This is a genomic window from Microbacterium sp. NPDC089696 (genome assembly GCF_044749125.1).
Taxonomy (GTDB): Bacteria; Actinomycetota; Actinomycetes; order Actinomycetales; family Microbacteriaceae; genus Microbacterium.
On sequence record NZ_JBIVHF010000002.1, the window covers coordinates 1 to 16,328 of the forward strand.

The 16,328-nt window shown below is 71.2% G+C and carries 14 protein-coding genes and 1 riboswitch; of the genes, 2 read left to right on the forward strand and 12 right to left on the reverse strand.

The genetic code is table 11. The features are described from left to right. The first annotated feature begins 427 nt into the window (after positions 1 to 427). Entirely contained in the window at positions 428 to 1,747 is a 1,320-nt protein-coding gene (locus ACIPY8_RS10300) for a CoA transferase (RefSeq protein WP_400817726.1), read from the forward strand. Here the strand turns inward: ACIPY8_RS10300 and ACIPY8_RS10305 are convergent. The 4 genes from ACIPY8_RS10305 to ACIPY8_RS10320 form a co-directional block, all read right to left on the reverse strand. Then, positions 1,732 to 2,529 (reverse strand): DUF4184 family protein, encoded by a 798-nt coding sequence (locus ACIPY8_RS10305; protein ID WP_400817728.1) that lies wholly within the window; start codon positions 2,527 to 2,529, stop codon positions 1,732 to 1,734. The genes ACIPY8_RS10300 and ACIPY8_RS10305 overlap by 16 nt on opposite strands. Before the next feature lie 100 nt (positions 2,530 to 2,629). Next, positions 2,630 to 3,931, reverse strand: coding sequence for a tyrosine--tRNA ligase (tyrS, locus tag ACIPY8_RS10310; protein ID WP_400817730.1), 1,302 nt, complete (start codon positions 3,929 to 3,931; stop codon positions 2,630 to 2,632). 71 nt (positions 3,932 to 4,002) lie between these two features. Beyond that, positions 4,003 to 4,845 carry a hypothetical protein gene (locus ACIPY8_RS10315; RefSeq protein WP_400817732.1) on the reverse strand — a complete coding sequence of 281 codons (843 nt, stop codon included), beginning with the start codon at positions 4,843 to 4,845 and terminating at the stop codon, positions 4,003 to 4,005. Further along, on the reverse strand, positions 4,842 to 5,486 hold the full coding sequence (locus tag ACIPY8_RS10320; protein WP_400817734.1) for a SatD family protein: 645 nt from the start codon (positions 5,484 to 5,486) through the stop codon (positions 4,842 to 4,844). The genes ACIPY8_RS10315 and ACIPY8_RS10320 overlap by 4 nt, the downstream gene beginning before the upstream one ends. A gap of 59 nt (positions 5,487 to 5,545) precedes the next feature. Between ACIPY8_RS10320 and ACIPY8_RS10325 the strand changes: the two genes are divergently transcribed. Beyond that, complete coding sequence (locus ACIPY8_RS10325) at positions 5,546 to 6,136, forward strand: DUF1349 domain-containing protein (protein ID WP_400817735.1); 591 nt, start codon at positions 5,546 to 5,548, stop codon at positions 6,134 to 6,136. Positions 6,137 to 6,253: 117 nt separating this feature from the next. Here ACIPY8_RS10325 and argH read toward each other — a convergent pair whose 3' ends face one another. The 8 genes from argH to thiM form a co-directional block, all read right to left on the reverse strand. After that, the gene (gene argH, locus ACIPY8_RS10330) at positions 6,254 to 7,684 is read right to left on the reverse strand and encodes an argininosuccinate lyase (RefSeq protein ID WP_400817737.1); all 1,431 of its coding nucleotides are present in this window, start codon (positions 7,682 to 7,684) and stop codon (positions 6,254 to 6,256) included. Further along, positions 7,684 to 8,613, reverse strand: coding sequence for an ornithine carbamoyltransferase (argF, locus tag ACIPY8_RS10335; protein ID WP_400817739.1), 930 nt, complete (start codon positions 8,611 to 8,613; stop codon positions 7,684 to 7,686). The genes argH and argF overlap by 1 nt, the downstream gene beginning before the upstream one ends. Continuing rightward, positions 8,610 to 9,821, reverse strand: coding sequence for an acetylornithine transaminase (locus tag ACIPY8_RS10340; RefSeq protein ID WP_400817741.1), 1,212 nt, complete (start codon positions 9,819 to 9,821; stop codon positions 8,610 to 8,612). Before ACIPY8_RS10340 ends, argF begins: the two co-directional genes overlap by 4 nt. Then, on the reverse strand, positions 9,818 to 10,735 hold the full coding sequence (gene argB / locus ACIPY8_RS10345; protein ID WP_400817743.1) for an acetylglutamate kinase: 918 nt from the start codon (positions 10,733 to 10,735) through the stop codon (positions 9,818 to 9,820). Before argB ends, ACIPY8_RS10340 begins: the two co-directional genes overlap by 4 nt. Beyond that, positions 10,732 to 11,889 carry a bifunctional glutamate N-acetyltransferase/amino-acid acetyltransferase ArgJ gene (gene argJ / locus ACIPY8_RS10350; RefSeq protein ID WP_400817745.1) on the reverse strand — a complete coding sequence of 386 codons (1,158 nt, stop codon included), beginning with the start codon at positions 11,887 to 11,889 and terminating at the stop codon, positions 10,732 to 10,734. The genes argB and argJ overlap by 4 nt, the downstream gene beginning before the upstream one ends. Then, on the reverse strand, positions 11,886 to 12,944 hold the full coding sequence (argC, locus tag ACIPY8_RS10355; RefSeq protein WP_400817747.1) for an N-acetyl-gamma-glutamyl-phosphate reductase: 1,059 nt from the start codon (positions 12,942 to 12,944) through the stop codon (positions 11,886 to 11,888). The genes argJ and argC overlap by 4 nt, the downstream gene beginning before the upstream one ends. 242 nt (positions 12,945 to 13,186) lie before the next feature. Beyond that, positions 13,187 to 15,358: a bifunctional hydroxymethylpyrimidine kinase/phosphomethylpyrimidine kinase gene (gene thiD / locus ACIPY8_RS10360; RefSeq protein WP_400817749.1), complete on the reverse strand. Its 2,172-nt coding sequence runs from the start codon at positions 15,356 to 15,358 to the stop codon at positions 13,187 to 13,189. Beyond that, on the reverse strand, positions 15,355 to 16,203 hold the full coding sequence (thiM, locus tag ACIPY8_RS10365; protein WP_400817751.1) for a hydroxyethylthiazole kinase: 849 nt from the start codon (positions 16,201 to 16,203) through the stop codon (positions 15,355 to 15,357). Before thiM ends, thiD begins: the two co-directional genes overlap by 4 nt. Then, a riboswitch (TPP riboswitch) is annotated at positions 16,194 to 16,287 on the reverse strand. Its footprint overlaps the gene before it by 10 nt. Between the last annotated feature and the right edge of the window lie 41 nt (positions 16,288 to 16,328).

A 16,328-nucleotide genomic window follows, 5' to 3' on the forward strand; every position in this document is an offset into this window, starting at 1 on the left:
TTTGACAAGTGCACGCTGTTGAGTTCTCAAGGATCGGACGCTCCCCCGACCCAACCATCACAGTCAGGCCCGAAGGGCAACTTCTCAATCTTACCCACCCTGTCTCGCTTGTCAAATCGGCGCGCGGAGCGAATCTGAGATCCGCTGCGCAGCTGATGACAGCCGCAGAAGGGGTGGATCTCCCATCCTAGACGCAGGCGTCTGATCTCACAAGTGAGAGGATCGGGAGTGGTTCTCCGCTTGAGGGGGGTGAAGCTCAGGGCTTCTCCGCTTCCCTGTGGGGCGAACAAGTAATAAGTTACGTGGATTCCGGGGTTCTGGCAAATCGGGGCACGCAGCCCGGGCGTGTCGATGGCTCGCGGCGCGGGATCGTCCCGGGTCAGAGGGGTTTTCCGACCGAGCTGGGCGCTCGGGATACGATCACGCCATGAGTGCAGCCGCGTTCGACGTCCTGTCCCGCGTCTTGCGCGAGCTCGGCTTCCCCGCGCACGCCGTCCCCGATCCCTCGGTCCTGCCGCAGGTCCCGCTCCCCTCGCGTCTGGCGACGGGAGACCTCGCGGCGGCAAGCGTCGCCGCCGCCGCCATCGCCGCGGGCCTCGATCCCCTCGCGCTGCGCGGGGATCGCATCGCGGCGTCCTATCGGAGCGATCGCCTGCTCACGCTCGGCGGCGCCGCTCCAGCGGTCTGGTCGCGCTACTCCGGTTTTTGGCGCACTACTGACGGATGGATCCGCACGCACGGAAACTACCCGCACCACGCCGCCGCGCTCCGGCGTGCACTCGGACTCCTCGAGGATGCGGATGCCGATGCCGTCGCCACCGCCGTGTCCACGCTGTCGACGGCATTCGCTGTCGCCAGGATCGTGGGCGCCGGCGGTCTCGCCGTCGCGGTCGATCGAGAGAACCCGGGCACCGACGCCGACCTCCGCGAGCGCCCACTGCTCGACGTGCGCCTCCCGTACGGCTCGATGGTCGATCTCCCCGAGCCCACCGTCATCCGCAACGACGGTCGCGCTCCACTCGCCGGCATCCGGGTGCTCGACCTCACTCGCGTGATCGCGGGACCCGTGGCGACGAGGACGCTGGCACTGCTCGGCGCCGACGTGCTGCGCATCGATCCGCCGACGCTCCCCGAGCCGGAGTGGCAGCATCTCGACACCGGGCACGGGAAGCGGACCGCCCCACTCGACGCGCGGTCCCCGGCCATGCGCGAGCTGGCCGACGGCGCCGACGTCGTCGTGCTCGGATACCGGCCGTCGGCCCTGGCGCGGCTCGGCCTCTCCCCCGAGGCTCTGCTCGCTCGGAATCCACGCCTCATCGTCGCTCAGCTCAGCGCCTGGGGCATCGAGCATCCCGATTCGGCGGGATTCGACAGCCTGGTGCAGGCGGCCTCGGGGATCTCTTGGATCGAGTCGCCCGACGGCATCCGTCCCGGCGTCCTGCCCGCGCAGGCCCTCGATCACAGCGCAGGGTATCTCCTCGCCGCCGCGGTCACCGCGCTCGTGCGGCGTGGTGGCGACGAGGGCAGATCGTCGATCGTGCGCACCTCGCTCCGCCGGGTCGCCGCGGAACTGCTCGGGATGCCGCGGACGCCCGAGCCCGCACCTCCTGAAGCCGATGGCGCGGGCTCGGATCACTCGACGCAGTTCATCGTCGACGGCCGCGTGATCACCACGACGCGGCCGGCCCTGCCCGGACTCGAGTTCGCAGCGCCCCATGCCTGGGGATCGGATCACGCGCGCTGGTGAGCCCGCCGGAACAACGGGACCGCCAGGCAGAGCACGACCGTGAGCGCACCCCACAGCGCGCATGCCGGGGGAAGCATCCGATACGCGAGATGCTGCACCGTGAACTCCTCCGTGAACGGGCCGTAGGCGACGACGCCGATCACGCACGCCGTCACGAGGATGACCGGCAGGGAGATCCACCACGCAAGTCGAACGCCGGCGGGCACCGCCTGGACGATGTCGGCGCGGGGTGCCGTGCGTCGCAGGCGGAGCAGAGCCCAGACTCCGATCACGATCAGGCCGAACGCACTGGATCCGTGCTGCAGCCACTTGAAACCCGTGAGCGGACCCCACATCTCGTCGAGTGCCGGGAACGTCTCGACACCCCAGCGTCCCTCGTGAGTGAACTGATCCCAGAGGATGTGCGACAGCACGCCGAGGATCAGTGACACCGCGAGCATCACCGGGTACAGCCGCTGCGATGTCCCGACTCCGACAGCCTTCGACGCGGCGGCGATCCCGGTCTCGGACCAGTCCGCGGGAAGTCGACGCGCGACGGCCGACGGCACGAGCTCGGGCACCGCAGGCCGAAGCAGCACACGCCACAGCAGGAACAGCGCGAACGCGAGGAGCCCCGTCCACAGCACGTTCGTCGCGGTGTGCGTGAAGCCGTAGTCGATCCCGACGCGCCGCACGAACAGCGGCAGATCCGGCGTCATCGCTCCGATCGCGATCGCGGCGGGCACGAGCGGCGTCCGGATGAACGGCAGGGCGACCACGGCGTGGCTCGGGGTGAATGGCATCGAGGGTCTCCTGTCGGACGACGGTCGCAGGAAGCCTAACGGCGGCGACCCGGAGAGAACCTGGTCGCCGCCGTCGGGCGCTGTACGCAGTAGGAGCGGGTCAGGAGACGAAGAGTCCCGCGAGGGTCTTCTTGCCGCGCCGGAGCACCGACACCCCGCCCGGAAGCGACCCCTGCACGACGGCTGCGTCATCGTCCACACGGGCGCCGTCGAGCGACACGCCACCCTGGGCGATCGCACGCCGCGCCTCGGAGAGGCTCGACACGAGACCGGTCGAGACGAGCGCCTCCACCACGGCCGACCCGGCCGCGACCGTGGCATTCGGCAGCTCTTCGAGCGCCGTGCGCAGGGTCGCGGCGTCGAGCGCGGTCAGGTCGCCCTGTCCGAACAGGGCGTCCGAGGCGGCGATCACCGCGGCCGCAGCCGCGGAGCCGTGCACCGTCGTGACGACCTCGAGCGCGAGCCGTTTCTGCGCGGCGCGACGGAACGGCTCCGCCTCGACCAGCGCGGCGTACTCCTCGATCTGCGCGCGGGTGAGGAACGTGAACACCTTGAGGCGATCGACCACGTCGGCATCCGCCGTGCTCAGCCAGAACTGGTACATCCGGTAGGGGCTGCACATCTCGGCATCCAGCCAGATCGCGTTGCCCTCGCTCTTGCCGAACTTGGTGCCGTCGCTGTTCGTGATCAGCGGCGTGCCGATCGCGTGCGCGGACACCCCCTCGGAGCGACGGATGAGATCCGTGCCGCTGGTGAGGTTGCCCCACTGATCGGAGCCTCCGGTCTGCAGCACGCAGTCGTACTGCCGGTAGAGCTCGAGGTAGTCCATCCCCTGGAGGATCTGGTAGCTGAACTCGGTGTAGCTGATGCCCTCGTCCGAGTTCAGACGCGCGGCGACGGCGTCCTTCTTCAGCATCGTCCCCACCCGGAAGTACTTGCCGACCTCCCGCAGGAAGTCGATCGCCGAGAGCGGCGCGGTCCAGTCGAGGTTGTTGACCATGCGCGCGGCGTTGTCGCCGTCGAAGCTCAGGTAGCGCTCGACCTGCGCCCGCAGCCGACCGACCCACTCCTCGACGGTCTCCCGGGTGTTGAGCGTGCGCTCGGCGGTGGGCCGAGGGTCGCCGATGAGGCCGGTGGATCCACCGACCAGGCCCAGGGGCCTGTGTCCGGCGAGCTGGAGGCGACGCATCGTCAGGAGCTGCACGAGGTTCCCGAGGTGCAGGCTCGGCGCCGTCGGGTCGAAGCCGCAGTAATACGTGATCGGGTCCCCGGCGAGAAGGGCGCGCAGCGCCTCCTGGTCAGTGGACACGTGGACGAGGCCGCGCCACAGGAGTTCGTCCCACACGTTCTCGAACGTGGGGTCGATCGCAGGGCTCGCGGTCGTCAGAGCGGAATTCGACACGCGCTCCAGGCTATCAGCGCGAGGGCCCCGCGATTCGCGCCGTCACGGAATGACGGGCGTCCCGCATACGGTCAGCTGTGCGCGGCCCACCACACGAGGAAGGCGGCACCGAGGGCGATGACCCAGCTCACGAGACTCCCGACGAGGAAGTACTCCGCCCGGGCTCCGGTCTCGCCGTCGCGGGAGATCTCGGGGAAGCGGACGATGCCCTTCGCGGCCAGCATCGCGGCGAGGATCGGATACGCGGCCGCGAGGGTGAGGAGGAGGACCAGGATGCGCTCGAGGGGACCGATCAGACGGCCGCCCTTGAACCCGGCGCGCGGATCCCGAGTCGTCGCGGGGGCCGCGGCGAGGCCGAGCGGATCGGCGTCGGTCGCCGCCGTGTCGGACGCGGATGCCTCGCCGGCCTCCGCATCGGCCGTCGCCGCCGACGGGGGCGCCGACTCGGCCGAGGATGCGGCACGGGTGATGTCGATCGGACGCCACGTGTGCTCGCCGTCGAGCGCCGCGCGGACGACGAGGTTGGAGGACTCGAGCAGGAACACCCCCGCCCCGAGCGCCAGCATCGCGAGATCGAAAGGCACGTCTCCGAACGGCGATCGCAGCTCCCACACCGCTCCGATCAGCCCGGTGTCGACGCGTGCGGGGAGTCCCACGACGGCGCCGATGCCGAGCAGACCCAGCAGCACCGCGGGCCAGAACCCCAGCGGGGCCCGACGCTCGGACGGCATACACCACACCCACACGGCGCCGATGACGAGTGCCGCCAGCATCGGCAGCAGCGCGTCGCTCACACTGCCGAGGAGCAGCAGGACGATGGCCACCGCGAGGTAGCCGATCCACCGCCGCGGGGCGAACTGCCGCACGAGGTCGGCGGCGCCGACCGTGAGCAGCACGAATCCTGCGACGATCATGCTGCTCCTCCTCGCAGAGCGGCGACCCCGTCGAGCAGGGCCGCGCTCCCCGCGCTGCGCAGCGACTTCGACACGCTCGGCTGGGAGATGCCCTCGTCGGCGGCGAGCTCCTGTTGCGACCGGCCGATCAGACGACCGTAAGTGAGACGGCGCTCGCGCTCGGACATCGCCCCGACCAGCTCGTCGCGGACGAGGAGGTAGGCGTTGAACGCGGCGATCGTGCGGGGCATGACCTCATCCTGCCCCGGGGCTCCGACAATCCAGGTCCGCGCTCCCGGCACGGCGCGTCCCTCCTTGGCGTGCACGGCCTCGATCGCGGCCCGCGCCGCGTACCAGCCGGGCCCGTCCGCGAGCTCGCCGTGCACCGACTCGACCGCGCTCACCGCGCCGATCCCGATGCCGAAGCGGAACGCGATGCCGTCGGGCAGCCGCAGCTGGATCATCAGGAGCGACACGAGCGCATCCTCGAGTCCGTTGTAGACGCCCTGCTGCTCGTCGCCGACCGTGGGAGTGAGCGGATGCTGCGCGAGGGGCAGATCCTTCTCGACCTGCGCGATCGTCTCGTCGAGCGTGCGCTGCGCGGACGAGCGGTCGTCGAGCTTGCGCGAGCCCACGATGTCGGCGACCACGGCGATGACCATGGCATAACCATAACATGCATATCCTGGCTTTATGCCGTAATCGGTTATAAACTCCGATTATGCCTGACAGTGAGAACGTCCCCTGGTCGCGCGGAACGTGGACCCGCTCCCCCGACGCCGTGTCGACGACGGACGCCGGCACCCTCGAGGCCACCGCTGCGGAGGGCAGCGACGCCTGGCGGCACACCGCCTACGGGTTCGTGCACGACACGGAGCACGCGCTGCTCTCTCCGCTCGCCGTCGGCGACGCCATGGAGGTGTCGTTCCGTGCGCCGTGGAGCGGGCAGTTCGACCAGGCCGGCATCTTCCTCCGCGCGGACGACGAGCACTGGGTCAAGGCGGGTGTCGAGTACGCCGACGGTCACCTCGGTCTCGGCGCCGTCGTCACGGACATCCGCTCCGATTGGTCGGTCGGTCACGTGGACGAGTGGCGCGATGCCGATGTCACGGTGCGCGTGAGCCGATGGATCGACGCCGTGGTCGTGCGCGCCCGCGCGGAGGACGGCCCCTGGCGCCTGGTGCGCGTCGCGCCGTTCGACGGGGAGCGCGCGGCATCCGCCGGCCCGTTCCTCGCCGCACCCACGCGTGCGGGGCTGACCGTGACGTTCACCCACTGGACCCGATCGCCCGCCGACGCCGCCCTGCACTGAGCAGGTCGCACGAAGCAATCCCGGACGGATGCACGTTTCCCGGACGATACTCGTCGAATCTTCCGGGAGACGTGCGCTCGTCCGAAAACCGGATGCGCGTCGGCTTCCGGATGCGCGTCAGAGACCGAGAGCGTGCGCGGCGGCCTGGGCTCTGGTGACGAGCTCGATCCGCTGCTCGGCGACCCGCTCGGGAGCCGTGCCGCCCGCCCCTGTGCGCGAGGCCACGGAACCCTCGATCGTGAGGACCTCACGGACCTCCGGGGTGAGGTGCGGCGACACCGACAGCAGCAGTTCGTCGGAGGCGTCCTCCAGGCCGATCCCCTGCTCCTCGCAGGCGCGGACCAGCGCACCAGAGATCTCGTGGGCGTCGCGGAACGGCACCCGGCGCTTGACGAGCCACTCGGCCACGTCGGTCGCGAGCGAGAAACCCTCGGGAGCCAGCGCCGCCATCCGGTCGGTGTCGAAGCGCAGCGTCGCGATCATGCCCGCGAACGCCGGCAGCACGACCTCGAGCGTCTGCACCGAGTCGAAGACGGGCTCCTTGTCCTCCTGCAGGTCGCGGTTGTAGGCGAGAGGGAGCCCCTTGAGGGTCGCGAGCAGACCCGAGAGGTTGCCGATCAGGCGGCCGGACTTGCCGCGGGCGAGCTCGGCGATGTCGGGGTTCTTCTTCTGCGGCATGATGCTCGACCCGGTCGAGTAGCTGTCGTGCAGGGTGACGAACCCGAACTCGCGGGTGTTCCAGAGGATGATCTCTTCGCTCAGCCGCGAGAGGTCGACGCCCGTCATCGCCGCGATGAACGCGAACTCTGCGACGACGTCTCGTGCCGCCGTGCCGTCGAGGGAGTTCTCGGCCGGACGGTCGAGTCCGAGCTCGGTCGCGACCAGTGCCGGGTCCAGGCCGAGGGTCGATCCGGCCAGCGCCCCCCCGCCGTACGGCGAGACGCCGGCGCGGCGGCGCCAGTCGACCAGACGCTCGAGTTCGCGGACCAGCGGCCAGCCGTGGGCCTGCAGGTGGTGGGCGAGCAGCACGGGCTGCGCGTGCTGCAGGTGCGTGCGGCCGGGGAGGATCGCGTCGGGGTGGGCCTCGGCCTGCGCGACGAGCGCGTCGATCACCCGCAGCAGGTCGCGGGCGATCACTCGCGCATGGTCGATGAGGTACATGCGCACGAGCGTCGCGATCTGGTCGTTGCGGCTCCGGCCGGCGCGCAGGCGTCCGCCCAGCTCGGGACCGAGCTCGGCGATCAGCGCCTGCTCGAGAGCACCGTGCACGTCCTCGTCGGAGGGCACGGGGCGGATCGAGCCGTCGGCGACCTTGCGCGCCACGGCATCCAGTCCCTCGTGCATCTTCGAGGCCTCGTCGGCTTCCAGGTACCCGGCCGCTTCGAGCGCGGTCGCGTGCGCGTGCGAGCCGGCGATGTCGTAAGGCGCGAGGATCCAGTCGAAGTGCGTCGACCGGCTGAGCTCCACGAGCTCGGGCGAGGGTCCGCTCGCGAACCGGGCGCCCCACAGCGCGCCCTCGTTGGTGCGGTCGTTCTTCGAACCGGTCATCATGCGTCCTTCTTGCCGAGCAGCCACACCAGCAGAGCCTTCTGAGCATGCAGACGGTTCTCCGCCTCGTCCCAGACGACGCTCTGCGGTCCGTCGATGACCTCGGAGTCGACCTCGTAGCCGCGGTCGGCGGGGAGGCAGTGGATGAAGATCGCCTCGGAGTCCGCGATCGTCATGGTCTCGGGCGTCACCTTGTATCCGCCGAGGTCGCGGATGCGCGCGAGCTTCTCCTCCTCCTTGCCCATCGACACCCACGTGTCGGTGACCACGACGTCGGCGCCCGCGGCGGCCTCGACGGGGTCGGTGAGCAGCGTGATGGATCCCCCGGTCTCCGCGGCGCGGCGGTCGGCCGCCTCGACGACGTCGGCGCGCGGCGCGTAGTCGGCGGGCGAGGCGATGCGCACGTGCATTCCGGCCGTGACGCCGGCGAGCGCGTACGAGTGCGCCATGTTGCTCTGGCCGTCGCCGAAGAACGTCAGGGTCAGGCCCTTCAGGTCGCCCTTGTGCTCGCGGATCGTCAGCAGGTCGGCGAGCAGCTGGCACGGGTGGAAGTCGTCCGACAGCGCATTGACGACGGGCACGCGCGTTCCCGCGGCCATCTCCTCGAGCCCGGACTGCGCGTACGTGCGCCACACGATCGCCGCGACCTGGCGCTCGAGCACGCGGGCGGTGTCGGAGGGGGTCTCCTTGCCACCGAGCTGGCTGTTCGCGGTCGAGATGATGAGCGGTGAGCCGCCGAGGTCGGCGATGCCGACGGCGAACGAGACACGTGTGCGCGTCGACGACTTGTCGAAGATCACTGCGACCGTCTGCGGACCCGCGAGTGCCTTGTTCGCCCAGCGGTCCTTCTTGAGCTCGATCGCGAGGTCGAGGATCTCCGCCTGCTCCGCGGGGGTCAGGTCGTCGTCCCGAAGGAGGTGGCGGGTCATACGTGGGCCTTTCCGGAGTCGGTGAGGGATGCCGAGACGTCGGCGAGCGCGGCGGTGAACAGGTCGCGGAACTCGGCGAGCTCGGCATCCCCGATCGTGAGGGCCGGCGCGATGCGCACCGTCTCGGGATTGGCGGCGTTCACGATCAGGCCGCGCTCCTGAGCTGCGGCGACGACCTCGTTCGCGACGGGAGCGGTCAGGGCCACGCCGATCAGCAGGCCGCGTCCGCGCACGCCGTCGACGAGCGGCGAGTCGATGCCGAGAATGATGTCCCGCAGTTCCTCGCCACGCCGAGCTGCGTTGCCGACGAGGTCGGCGCGTTCGATCTCCGCGAGCACTGCGTCGGCCACCGCGGTCGCGAGCGGGTTGCCCCCGAACGTCGAGCCGTGCGAGCCGGGCGTGAACAGTGCGCTGGCCGCGCCGTAGGTGACGAGGGCGCCGATCGGGAAGCCTCCGCCGATGCCCTTCGCGAGAGTGATCGCATCCGGGGTGATGCCCTCGTGGCTGAATCCGAACCAGGCGCCGGTGCGGCCCGCGCCCGTCTGGATCTCGTCGACGATGAGCAGCGCTCCGTGCGCGAGGGTGAGCGACCGCGCGGCGGCGAGGTAGCCGTGGGGCAGCTCCACCACGCCGGCCTCGCCCTGGATGGGCTCGACGATCACCGCGGCGACGCGGTCGTCCATCGCGGCTTCGAGAGCCTCGATCGTGGCCGGGATGTGCTCGACCCCGCCCGGCATCGGCTCGAACGGCGCGCGCATCGCGGCCTTCGCGGTGAGCGCGAGCGATCCCATGGTGCGTCCGTGGAAGCCGTTCTCGAGCGCGAGGATGCGCGGCTTCTCGGTGCCCCCGTGCAGACGGGCCAGCTTGAACGCCGCCTCGTTCGCCTCGGCACCGGAGTTCGAGAAGAACACCCGGCCGTCGACGCCGGCGCCCGCGAGGCGCTTGAGGCGCGCGGCGAGCGCGAGCTGCGAGGGCGTCGCGAAGTAGTTGGACACATGCGCGAGCGTCGCGGCCTGCGTCGACACCGCGTCGACGAACACCGGGTGCGCGTGACCGAGCGAGGTCACGGCGATGCCGGCGAGGAAGTCGAGGTGGCGTCGCCCCTCGGAGTCCCACAGGTAGGAGCCCTCACCGCGGGTGAGCATCGCGAGGCGCGGCCCCGCGTTGAGCACCAGATCGGTCGCTGCGTCGTCCTGCCACGTGCTCATGCTTTCGTCCCTGCGCTTCCCACGACTACTTCCGTTCCGATTCCCTTGCTGGTGAAGAGTTCGACGAGGACCGAGTGCGGCACCCGCCCGTCGATGATCGCGGCGGCGTCGACGCCGCCCTCGACCGCATCCAGGCAGGCCCGCATCTTGGGGATCATGCCGGATTCGAGCGTCGGGAGCATCTCGACGAGAGCGTCCGACGTGAGGTGCGACACGAGGGAGTCGCGGTTGGGCCAGTCGGCGTACAGACCGGGCACGTCCGTGAGGATCACGAGCTTGCGGGCCTTGAGGGCGACGGCGAGCGCCGCAGCCGCGGCATCCGCGTTCACGTTGAGCGACTGTCCGGGGTGGTCGAGGTCGGGCGCGATGCTCGACACGACCGGCACCCGACCGGCCGCGAGATGGTCGAGCACGGGCGTGGGGTCGACCTCCACGACATCCCCCACCCGGCCGAGGTCGATCTCCTCGCCGTCGATGACCACGCCGCGGCGGCGTCCGCCGAAGAGTCCGGCGTCCTCCCCGCTGAGGCCGGTCGCGATCGGACCGTGCGAGTTGATCTTCGAGACGAGCTGCGGGTTCACCTGGCCGGTGAGCACCATGCGGACGACGCTGATCGCCTCGGTGTTCGTGACGCGGTAGCCGCCCTTGAACTCGCTCGGGATCTCGAGGCGATCGAGCATGTTCGAGATCTGCGGACCGCCGCCGTGCACGACCACGGGCTGCACGCCCACGTAGCGGAGGTAGGCGATGTCCTGGGCGAACGCCTCCTGCAGCTCGTCCGAGACCATCGCGTTGCCGCCGTACTTGACCACGACGATCTGATCGCGGAACCTCTTGAGCCAGGGGAGCGACTCGATGAGCGTCGAGGCCTTCACGGCGGCGACGTCGGGCGTGGTGTCCTGGATGTCGGTCATGAGGCGTAGGCGCTGTTCTCGTGCACGTAGTCGTGGGTGAGGTCGTTCGTGAGGATCGTGGCCGTGGCGTCGCCGACCTTGAGGTCGATCACGAGGTGCGTGGCGCGCGGCGTCAGGTCGACCTCCTCGCGCGGACGGTCGGGGCCCCCTTCGCTGCACACGCGGACGCCGTTCATCCAGACGTCGACGTCGTACGGGTCGAACTGCGCCGCGGTGGTGCCGATCGCGGCGAGCACACGCCCCCAGTTCGGGTCGTTGCCGAAGATCGCGGCCTTGAAGAGGTTGTTGCGCGCCACGGATCGGCCGACCTCGACGGCGTCGGACTCGGATGCCGCGTGCATGACCTCGATCGTGATGTCGTGGCTCGCGCCCTCGGCGTCGCCCTGGAGCTTGACGGCGAGCTCCTGGGAGAGCTCGCGCAGTGCGGCGGAGAAGTCCTCGAGCGACGGGGCGATGCCGGAGGCGCCGTTCGCGAGCAGGGTCACCTGGTCGTTGGTCGACATGCAGCCGTCCGAGTCCAACCGGTCGAACGTGGTGCCGGTCGCGGCGCGGAGCGCGGCATCCGCCTCCAGGGGCTCGAGCACGGCGTCCGTCGTGATGACGACGAGCATGGTCGCGAGCCCGGGTGCGAGCATGCCCGCTCCCTTGGCCATGCCTCCGATCGTCCAGCCGTCGCGACTCACGACGGCGGTCTTCGAGACGCTGTCGGTGGTCATGATGGCCTCGGCGGCGGCCTGTCCCCCCTCGGGCGACAGCTCGGCGATCGCCTGTTCCGTGCCGGCGAGGACCTTGCCGCGGAACACCTCGTCGCCGACGCCGATGAGACCGGTGGAGCACACGAGCACATCCCCGGCACTGATGCCGAGCAGTCCTGCGGCGCGCTCGGCGGTCTGATGCGTGGTCTGGAACCCGAAGCTCCCCGTGAAGCAGTTCGCCCCGCCCGAGTTCAGCACGACGGCCTCGACGACGCGATCGGCGACGGCCTGCTGCGACCAGATGATCGGGTTGGCCTTGGCACGGTTGCTCGTGAACACGGCGGCGCCGACCTTGCGGGGGCCGCGGTTGACGACGACGGCGACGTCGGGCTTGCCGGTGGTCTTGAGACCGGCCGACACCCCGGCGGCCTCGAATCCTGCGGGGGCGGTGACGCTCACGGTGCGACTCCGTTCACTGAGAGGGCGCGGGTCTCGGGGAGGCCGAGCGCGAGGTTCATGGATTGGACGGCAGCGCCGGCGGTGCCCTTGACGAGGTTGTCGACCGCGGTCACGACCGTCACACGATTCGCGGCCCGGTCGATCGCGAGGCCCATGAGCGCGGTGTTCGCGCCCAGGACATCGGCGGTCCGCGGGAACTCCCCCGCGGGCAGGAGCCGCACGAAGGTCTCGTCGCCGTAGGCGGACTCCCACGCGGCACGGACCTCGGCGTCGCTCACACCGTCGGCGATCGGGGCCGTCGAGGTCGCGAGGATGCCCCGCGCCATCGGCACGATCACGGGCGTGAACGAGATGCGGATCCCCTGATCGGTCGCGGGTCGACCCGATGCCGCGGCGAGCGCCTGCCGGATCTCGGGGATGTGCCGGTGCGTGCCGCCGACCGCGTACGGGTTGGCGGTTCCGAGGATCTCGCTGCCGAGCAGGTTCGTCTTGAGGCTCTTGCCCGCGCCGGACGGCCCGACGGCGAGAACGGAGACGATGTCGGACGGGTCGATCACCCCGGCGGCGACACCGGGTGCGAGGCTCAGGCTCACGGTCGAGGCGTTGCAGCCGGGCGCGGCGATGCGGGTCGCGGCCCGCAGCGCCTCACGCTGCTTGGCACCGCCGACGAGGAGCTCGGGGACGCCGTACGCCCACGGCTCGTGGAAGGCCCCGCTGTAGAACGCGTCCCAGGCCTCGGGGGCGGTGAGCCGGTGGTCGGCGCCGGCGTCGATCACGAGCGGCGTCTCGCCCAGGGCATCGGTGTATTGCCCCGACTGGCCGTGCGGCAGGGCGAGGAACACGATGTCGTGCCCCGCGAGGATCTCGGGAGTGGTGTCCTGCAGCGTGAGATGCGCGAGCGAACGCAGGTGCGGCTGGTGCTGGACGAGCGGCTGCCCGGCGTTCGAGTGCGCCGTGACGGTGCGGATCTCGATGTCGGGATGCGCGGCGAGGAGGCGTAGGATCTCGCCGCCCGCATAGCCGGATGCGCCGGAGACGGCGACGGAATACGTCATGCTTCTACCTTAACGGTCGGACCCTTCGCGGATGCGGGGGTGCAGTGTCGGGGGCCGGGGCGGCGACACCGGCACTCGACCGCCGGGCAGGCAGGCAGGAGCGCGGGGTCGCCTAGAGTCGGCGGCCGCCGCGGCGTCGGCGCACAGCGATGACGCTCGGAGCGAGCGTCAGGGTGGCGGAGACGGCCGAAGGCATGCCGCGACGATAGCGCGCACGTCGCGGCGCGCGCAAATCGCCGACGTCACACCGCATCGAGAGCGGGCTCTCGCGTGAGAAGCCTCGGGGAGAGCGGCGCGGCGAAGAACGCCGACTCGTGGGCGCTCGACACCTCGAAGGCGCGGAGCATCCGAGCCCTCCCCGCGGTATCCGCCGCCCGGGCCGCCGCGGTCGCATACGCGACGGCCTGCTCCGTCGCCGCTTCGAACGCCGGATCGGCGTACGTCGACAGCCACGACGCGTACGGATGCTCGGGGTCGAGCGCCTCGATCCCGAGCTCCCCCGCATGCAGGCGGCGCCCGAGATCGGAGTACAACCAGAAGCAGGGCAGCACGGCGGCGACGAGCTCGGCGTAGTCGCCGCCGAACGCCACCGAGCGCAGGTGGTCGAGGTACGCGGTGGTGGCCGGCGCCGGCTCGGCCGCGAAGATCTCGTCATCGCCGTTGCGCTCGGGAGCGAGCCACGAGGCGTGCAGGTCGAGCTCGCCGACGATCGCGCCCCGCGCCGAGTCCGCCCAGAACGCCTGCTCGGCGGAGGTCGGCGCCAACCGGGACGCCTCGGCGAGGACCCGGGCGTACTCCCGCAGGTACAGGGCGTCCTGCTGCAGGTAGTGCAGGAACGGCTCGCGGTCGAGGGTCCCTGCGGCGAGACCGCGGATGAACGGCAGGTCGTCGATGCCGATGCGGATCCCCTCGATGCGCTCCCACCAGTCGCGACGGATGTCGTCGTCCGACGGGCGGCCGAGCCCCGCCGTCGCCCACAGCGTCGAGAAGTGGTGGACGGGACCGGTGCCGCGACCGACGAGCAGAGCGTCACTCGTGCGCAGCGACTCCCGCAGCCAGTCGCGCGCCGAGGAGACGGCGGCGACCGGGTCCTGTCCGCGAGCCAGGAGGGTCGCGAGGGCGGCCGACAACGAGCATCCGGTGCCGTGCGTGTTCCGGGTGTCGATGCGCGACCCGGGGAACTCCCGCAGCGCTCCGCGTCGGGCGTCGACGAGCGCGTCGGGCACGGAGTCGCCGGGCAGGTGACCGCCCTTGACCAGCACGGCGGCGCCGACCCGCTGCGACAGCTCCCGCGCGGCGGCGAGCGCCTCCGGCCAGCCGTCGATCGTCGTGCCCGACAGCGCCGCGAGCTCGGCCAGGTTCGGCGTCACGACATCGGCGCGCTCGAGCAGCCCCTGCAGTGCGGACTCCGCGGCCGCATCGAGCAGTCGATCGCCGCTCGTCGCCACCATCACCGGGTCGAGGACCACGATCGGCGGCCGCACCTCGTCGAGCCAGCCCGCCACCTCCCGGATGACCTCGGCATCGGCCAGCATCCCGATCTTCACGGCGTCGACGACGATGTCCTCGGAGATCGCGTCGAGCTGCGTCCGCAGGAAGTCCGCCGGCGGCACGTGCACGTCGCGCACCCCCTGCGTGTTCTGCGCCGTGAGCGCCGTCACCGCGGCCATGCCGTATCCCCCGTTCGCCGCGATCGACTTGAGGTCGGCCTGGATGCCCGCTCCCCCGGAGGGGTCGCTCCCGGCGATGCTCAAGACCCGGGGGATGCCGGCACGTCGCCACTCCGCGAGGATCGCCCCTGCGGCGGGGGCGGGGTCCGGAGCCGCGCACAGTGCGGAGACCACCGCGACCCCCGCGGCGCCGCCCCGGCGCAGCGCGGCGACGTCGTCGATGCCCACGCCCCCGATCGCGACGCAGGGCACCGGGCTCGCCGCCGCGAACGCCCGGAACCCGGTCACCCCCAGAGCAGGCGGATGATCCGGCTTGGTGCGGGTGGGGCGGATCACGCCGACGCCGAGATAGTCGACGGTGCCCGGCGGCAGGGCGAGGACGGCGTCGAGGTGCGCACGCGTGTTCGCGGTGAGTCCGATCACCGCATCCGGATCGAGCTCCGCGCGCGCCCGCAGCACCGACGCGTCTCCCTGACCGAGATGCACGCCGTCGACCCGGGCACCGAGCGATCGTGCGGCGAGCGCGGCGTCGAGCCGGTCGTTCACGAGGAGCAGCGCGCGTCCGTCGATCGCCTCCGAGAGTTCGACGAGCTGCGCGGTGACCTCGGCGTCCGTCGCGTGCTTGTCGCGGAGCTGCACGATCCGCACTCCCCCGTCGACGGCCCGACGCACGGTCTCGACCACGCCGCGGTCGCCGCACAGGGCCCGGTCGGTCACGAGGTAGAGAGACAGATCGGCGATCACGGCGCGACCTCCTCGACCCGCGCGGCACCACCGAGGTCGCCGGGTTCGACCGCGGCGAGCGCGTCGAGCAGCGCGACCGCGAAACTGCCGGGACCGGACGACACCGTGGCGGCCCGCTCGGCCGCCACCGTGTACACGAGGCTCGCCGCACCGACGGCCGTGAGCGCGTCGGCCCCCGTCCCCCGCGCCGCCTCGAGGAACGCCGCCATCACCGCTCCCAGGGCGCACCCGCCGCCCGTCACGCGCGTCAGGAGTTCGTGGCCGTTGGCGATCCGCAGCATCCGCTCTCCGTCCGTGAGGAGGTCGACGGCTCCGGACACCGCGATGACGGCGCCGGAGCGTCGAGCCAGCCCGAGCGCGGCCTCCCCCGCGGCATCCGTCGTGTCGGTGGCATCCACGCCGCGGCCTCCCCCGCTCTCCCCCGCGAGGGCGAGGATCTCGGAGGCGTTGCCGCGCACCGCGGTCGGACCGGCCGCGAACAGCTCGTGCGCGAGTGCGGTGCGGATCGGCAGCGCACCGATCGCGACCGGGTCGAGCACCCAGGGCGTTCCTGCGTCGCGCGCGGCGGCGACCGCCTCGAGGCTCGCGGCGCACTGCTCGGGCGTCGGTGTCCCGAGGTTGACCAGCAGTCCGGAGGCGATGCCGGCGAACATCCCGGATTCGCCGACGATGTCGACCATCGCCGGTGCCGCGCCGAGAGCGAGCAGCACGTTGGCGGTGAACCCGGTGACGACCGTGTTCGTGATGCAGTGGGTCAGGGGCGGAGCCTCGCGCAGAGCGGACAGCAGCTCCGCGGCGGAGCCCGCCAGGGTCGAGGTGGTATGCGGACGCAGACGATCGCTCATTGCGACATCCCTTCGCTAGTACGAACTAGATCAGGTTCGACGGGTCTGTTCTCAGCCGCGGATGCGGCACCCCGTGTCACTGCTCGCAGTCTAGCGATGTGCGTCGGGCGTCCCCGAGGGCGCGA

Excerpts from the sequence above, each read along its gene's own strand:
- ACIPY8_RS10300 (WP_400817726.1), top strand. The coding sequence starts at position 428 with ATGAGTGCAGCCGCGTTCGACGTCCTGTCCCGCGTCTTGCGCGAGCTC.
- ACIPY8_RS10325 (WP_400817735.1), top strand. The coding sequence starts at position 5,546 with ATGCCTGACAGTGAGAACGTCCCCTGGTCGCGCGGAACGTGGACCCGC.
- argH (WP_400817737.1), bottom strand. The coding sequence starts at position 7,684 with ATGACCGGTTCGAAGAACGACCGCACCAACGAGGGCGCGCTGTGGGGC.
- ACIPY8_RS10315 (WP_400817732.1), bottom strand. The coding sequence starts at position 4,845 with ATGATCGTCGCAGGATTCGTGCTGCTCACGGTCGGCGCCGCCGACCTC.
- ACIPY8_RS10305 (WP_400817728.1), bottom strand. The coding sequence starts at position 2,529 with ATGCCATTCACCCCGAGCCACGCCGTGGTCGCCCTGCCGTTCATCCGG.
- argF (WP_400817739.1), bottom strand. The coding sequence starts at position 8,613 with ATGACCCGCCACCTCCTTCGGGACGACGACCTGACCCCCGCGGAGCAG.
- ACIPY8_RS10340 (WP_400817741.1), bottom strand. The coding sequence starts at position 9,821 with ATGAGCACGTGGCAGGACGACGCAGCGACCGATCTGGTGCTCAACGCG.
- argC (WP_400817747.1), bottom strand. The coding sequence starts at position 12,944 with ATGACGTATTCCGTCGCCGTCTCCGGCGCATCCGGCTATGCGGGCGGC.
- argB (WP_400817743.1), bottom strand. The coding sequence starts at position 10,735 with ATGACCGACATCCAGGACACCACGCCCGACGTCGCCGCCGTGAAGGCC.
- thiM (WP_400817751.1), bottom strand. The coding sequence starts at position 16,203 with ATGAGCGATCGTCTGCGTCCGCATACCACCTCGACCCTGGCGGGCTCC.
- ACIPY8_RS10320 (WP_400817734.1), bottom strand. The coding sequence starts at position 5,486 with ATGGTCATCGCCGTGGTCGCCGACATCGTGGGCTCGCGCAAGCTCGAC.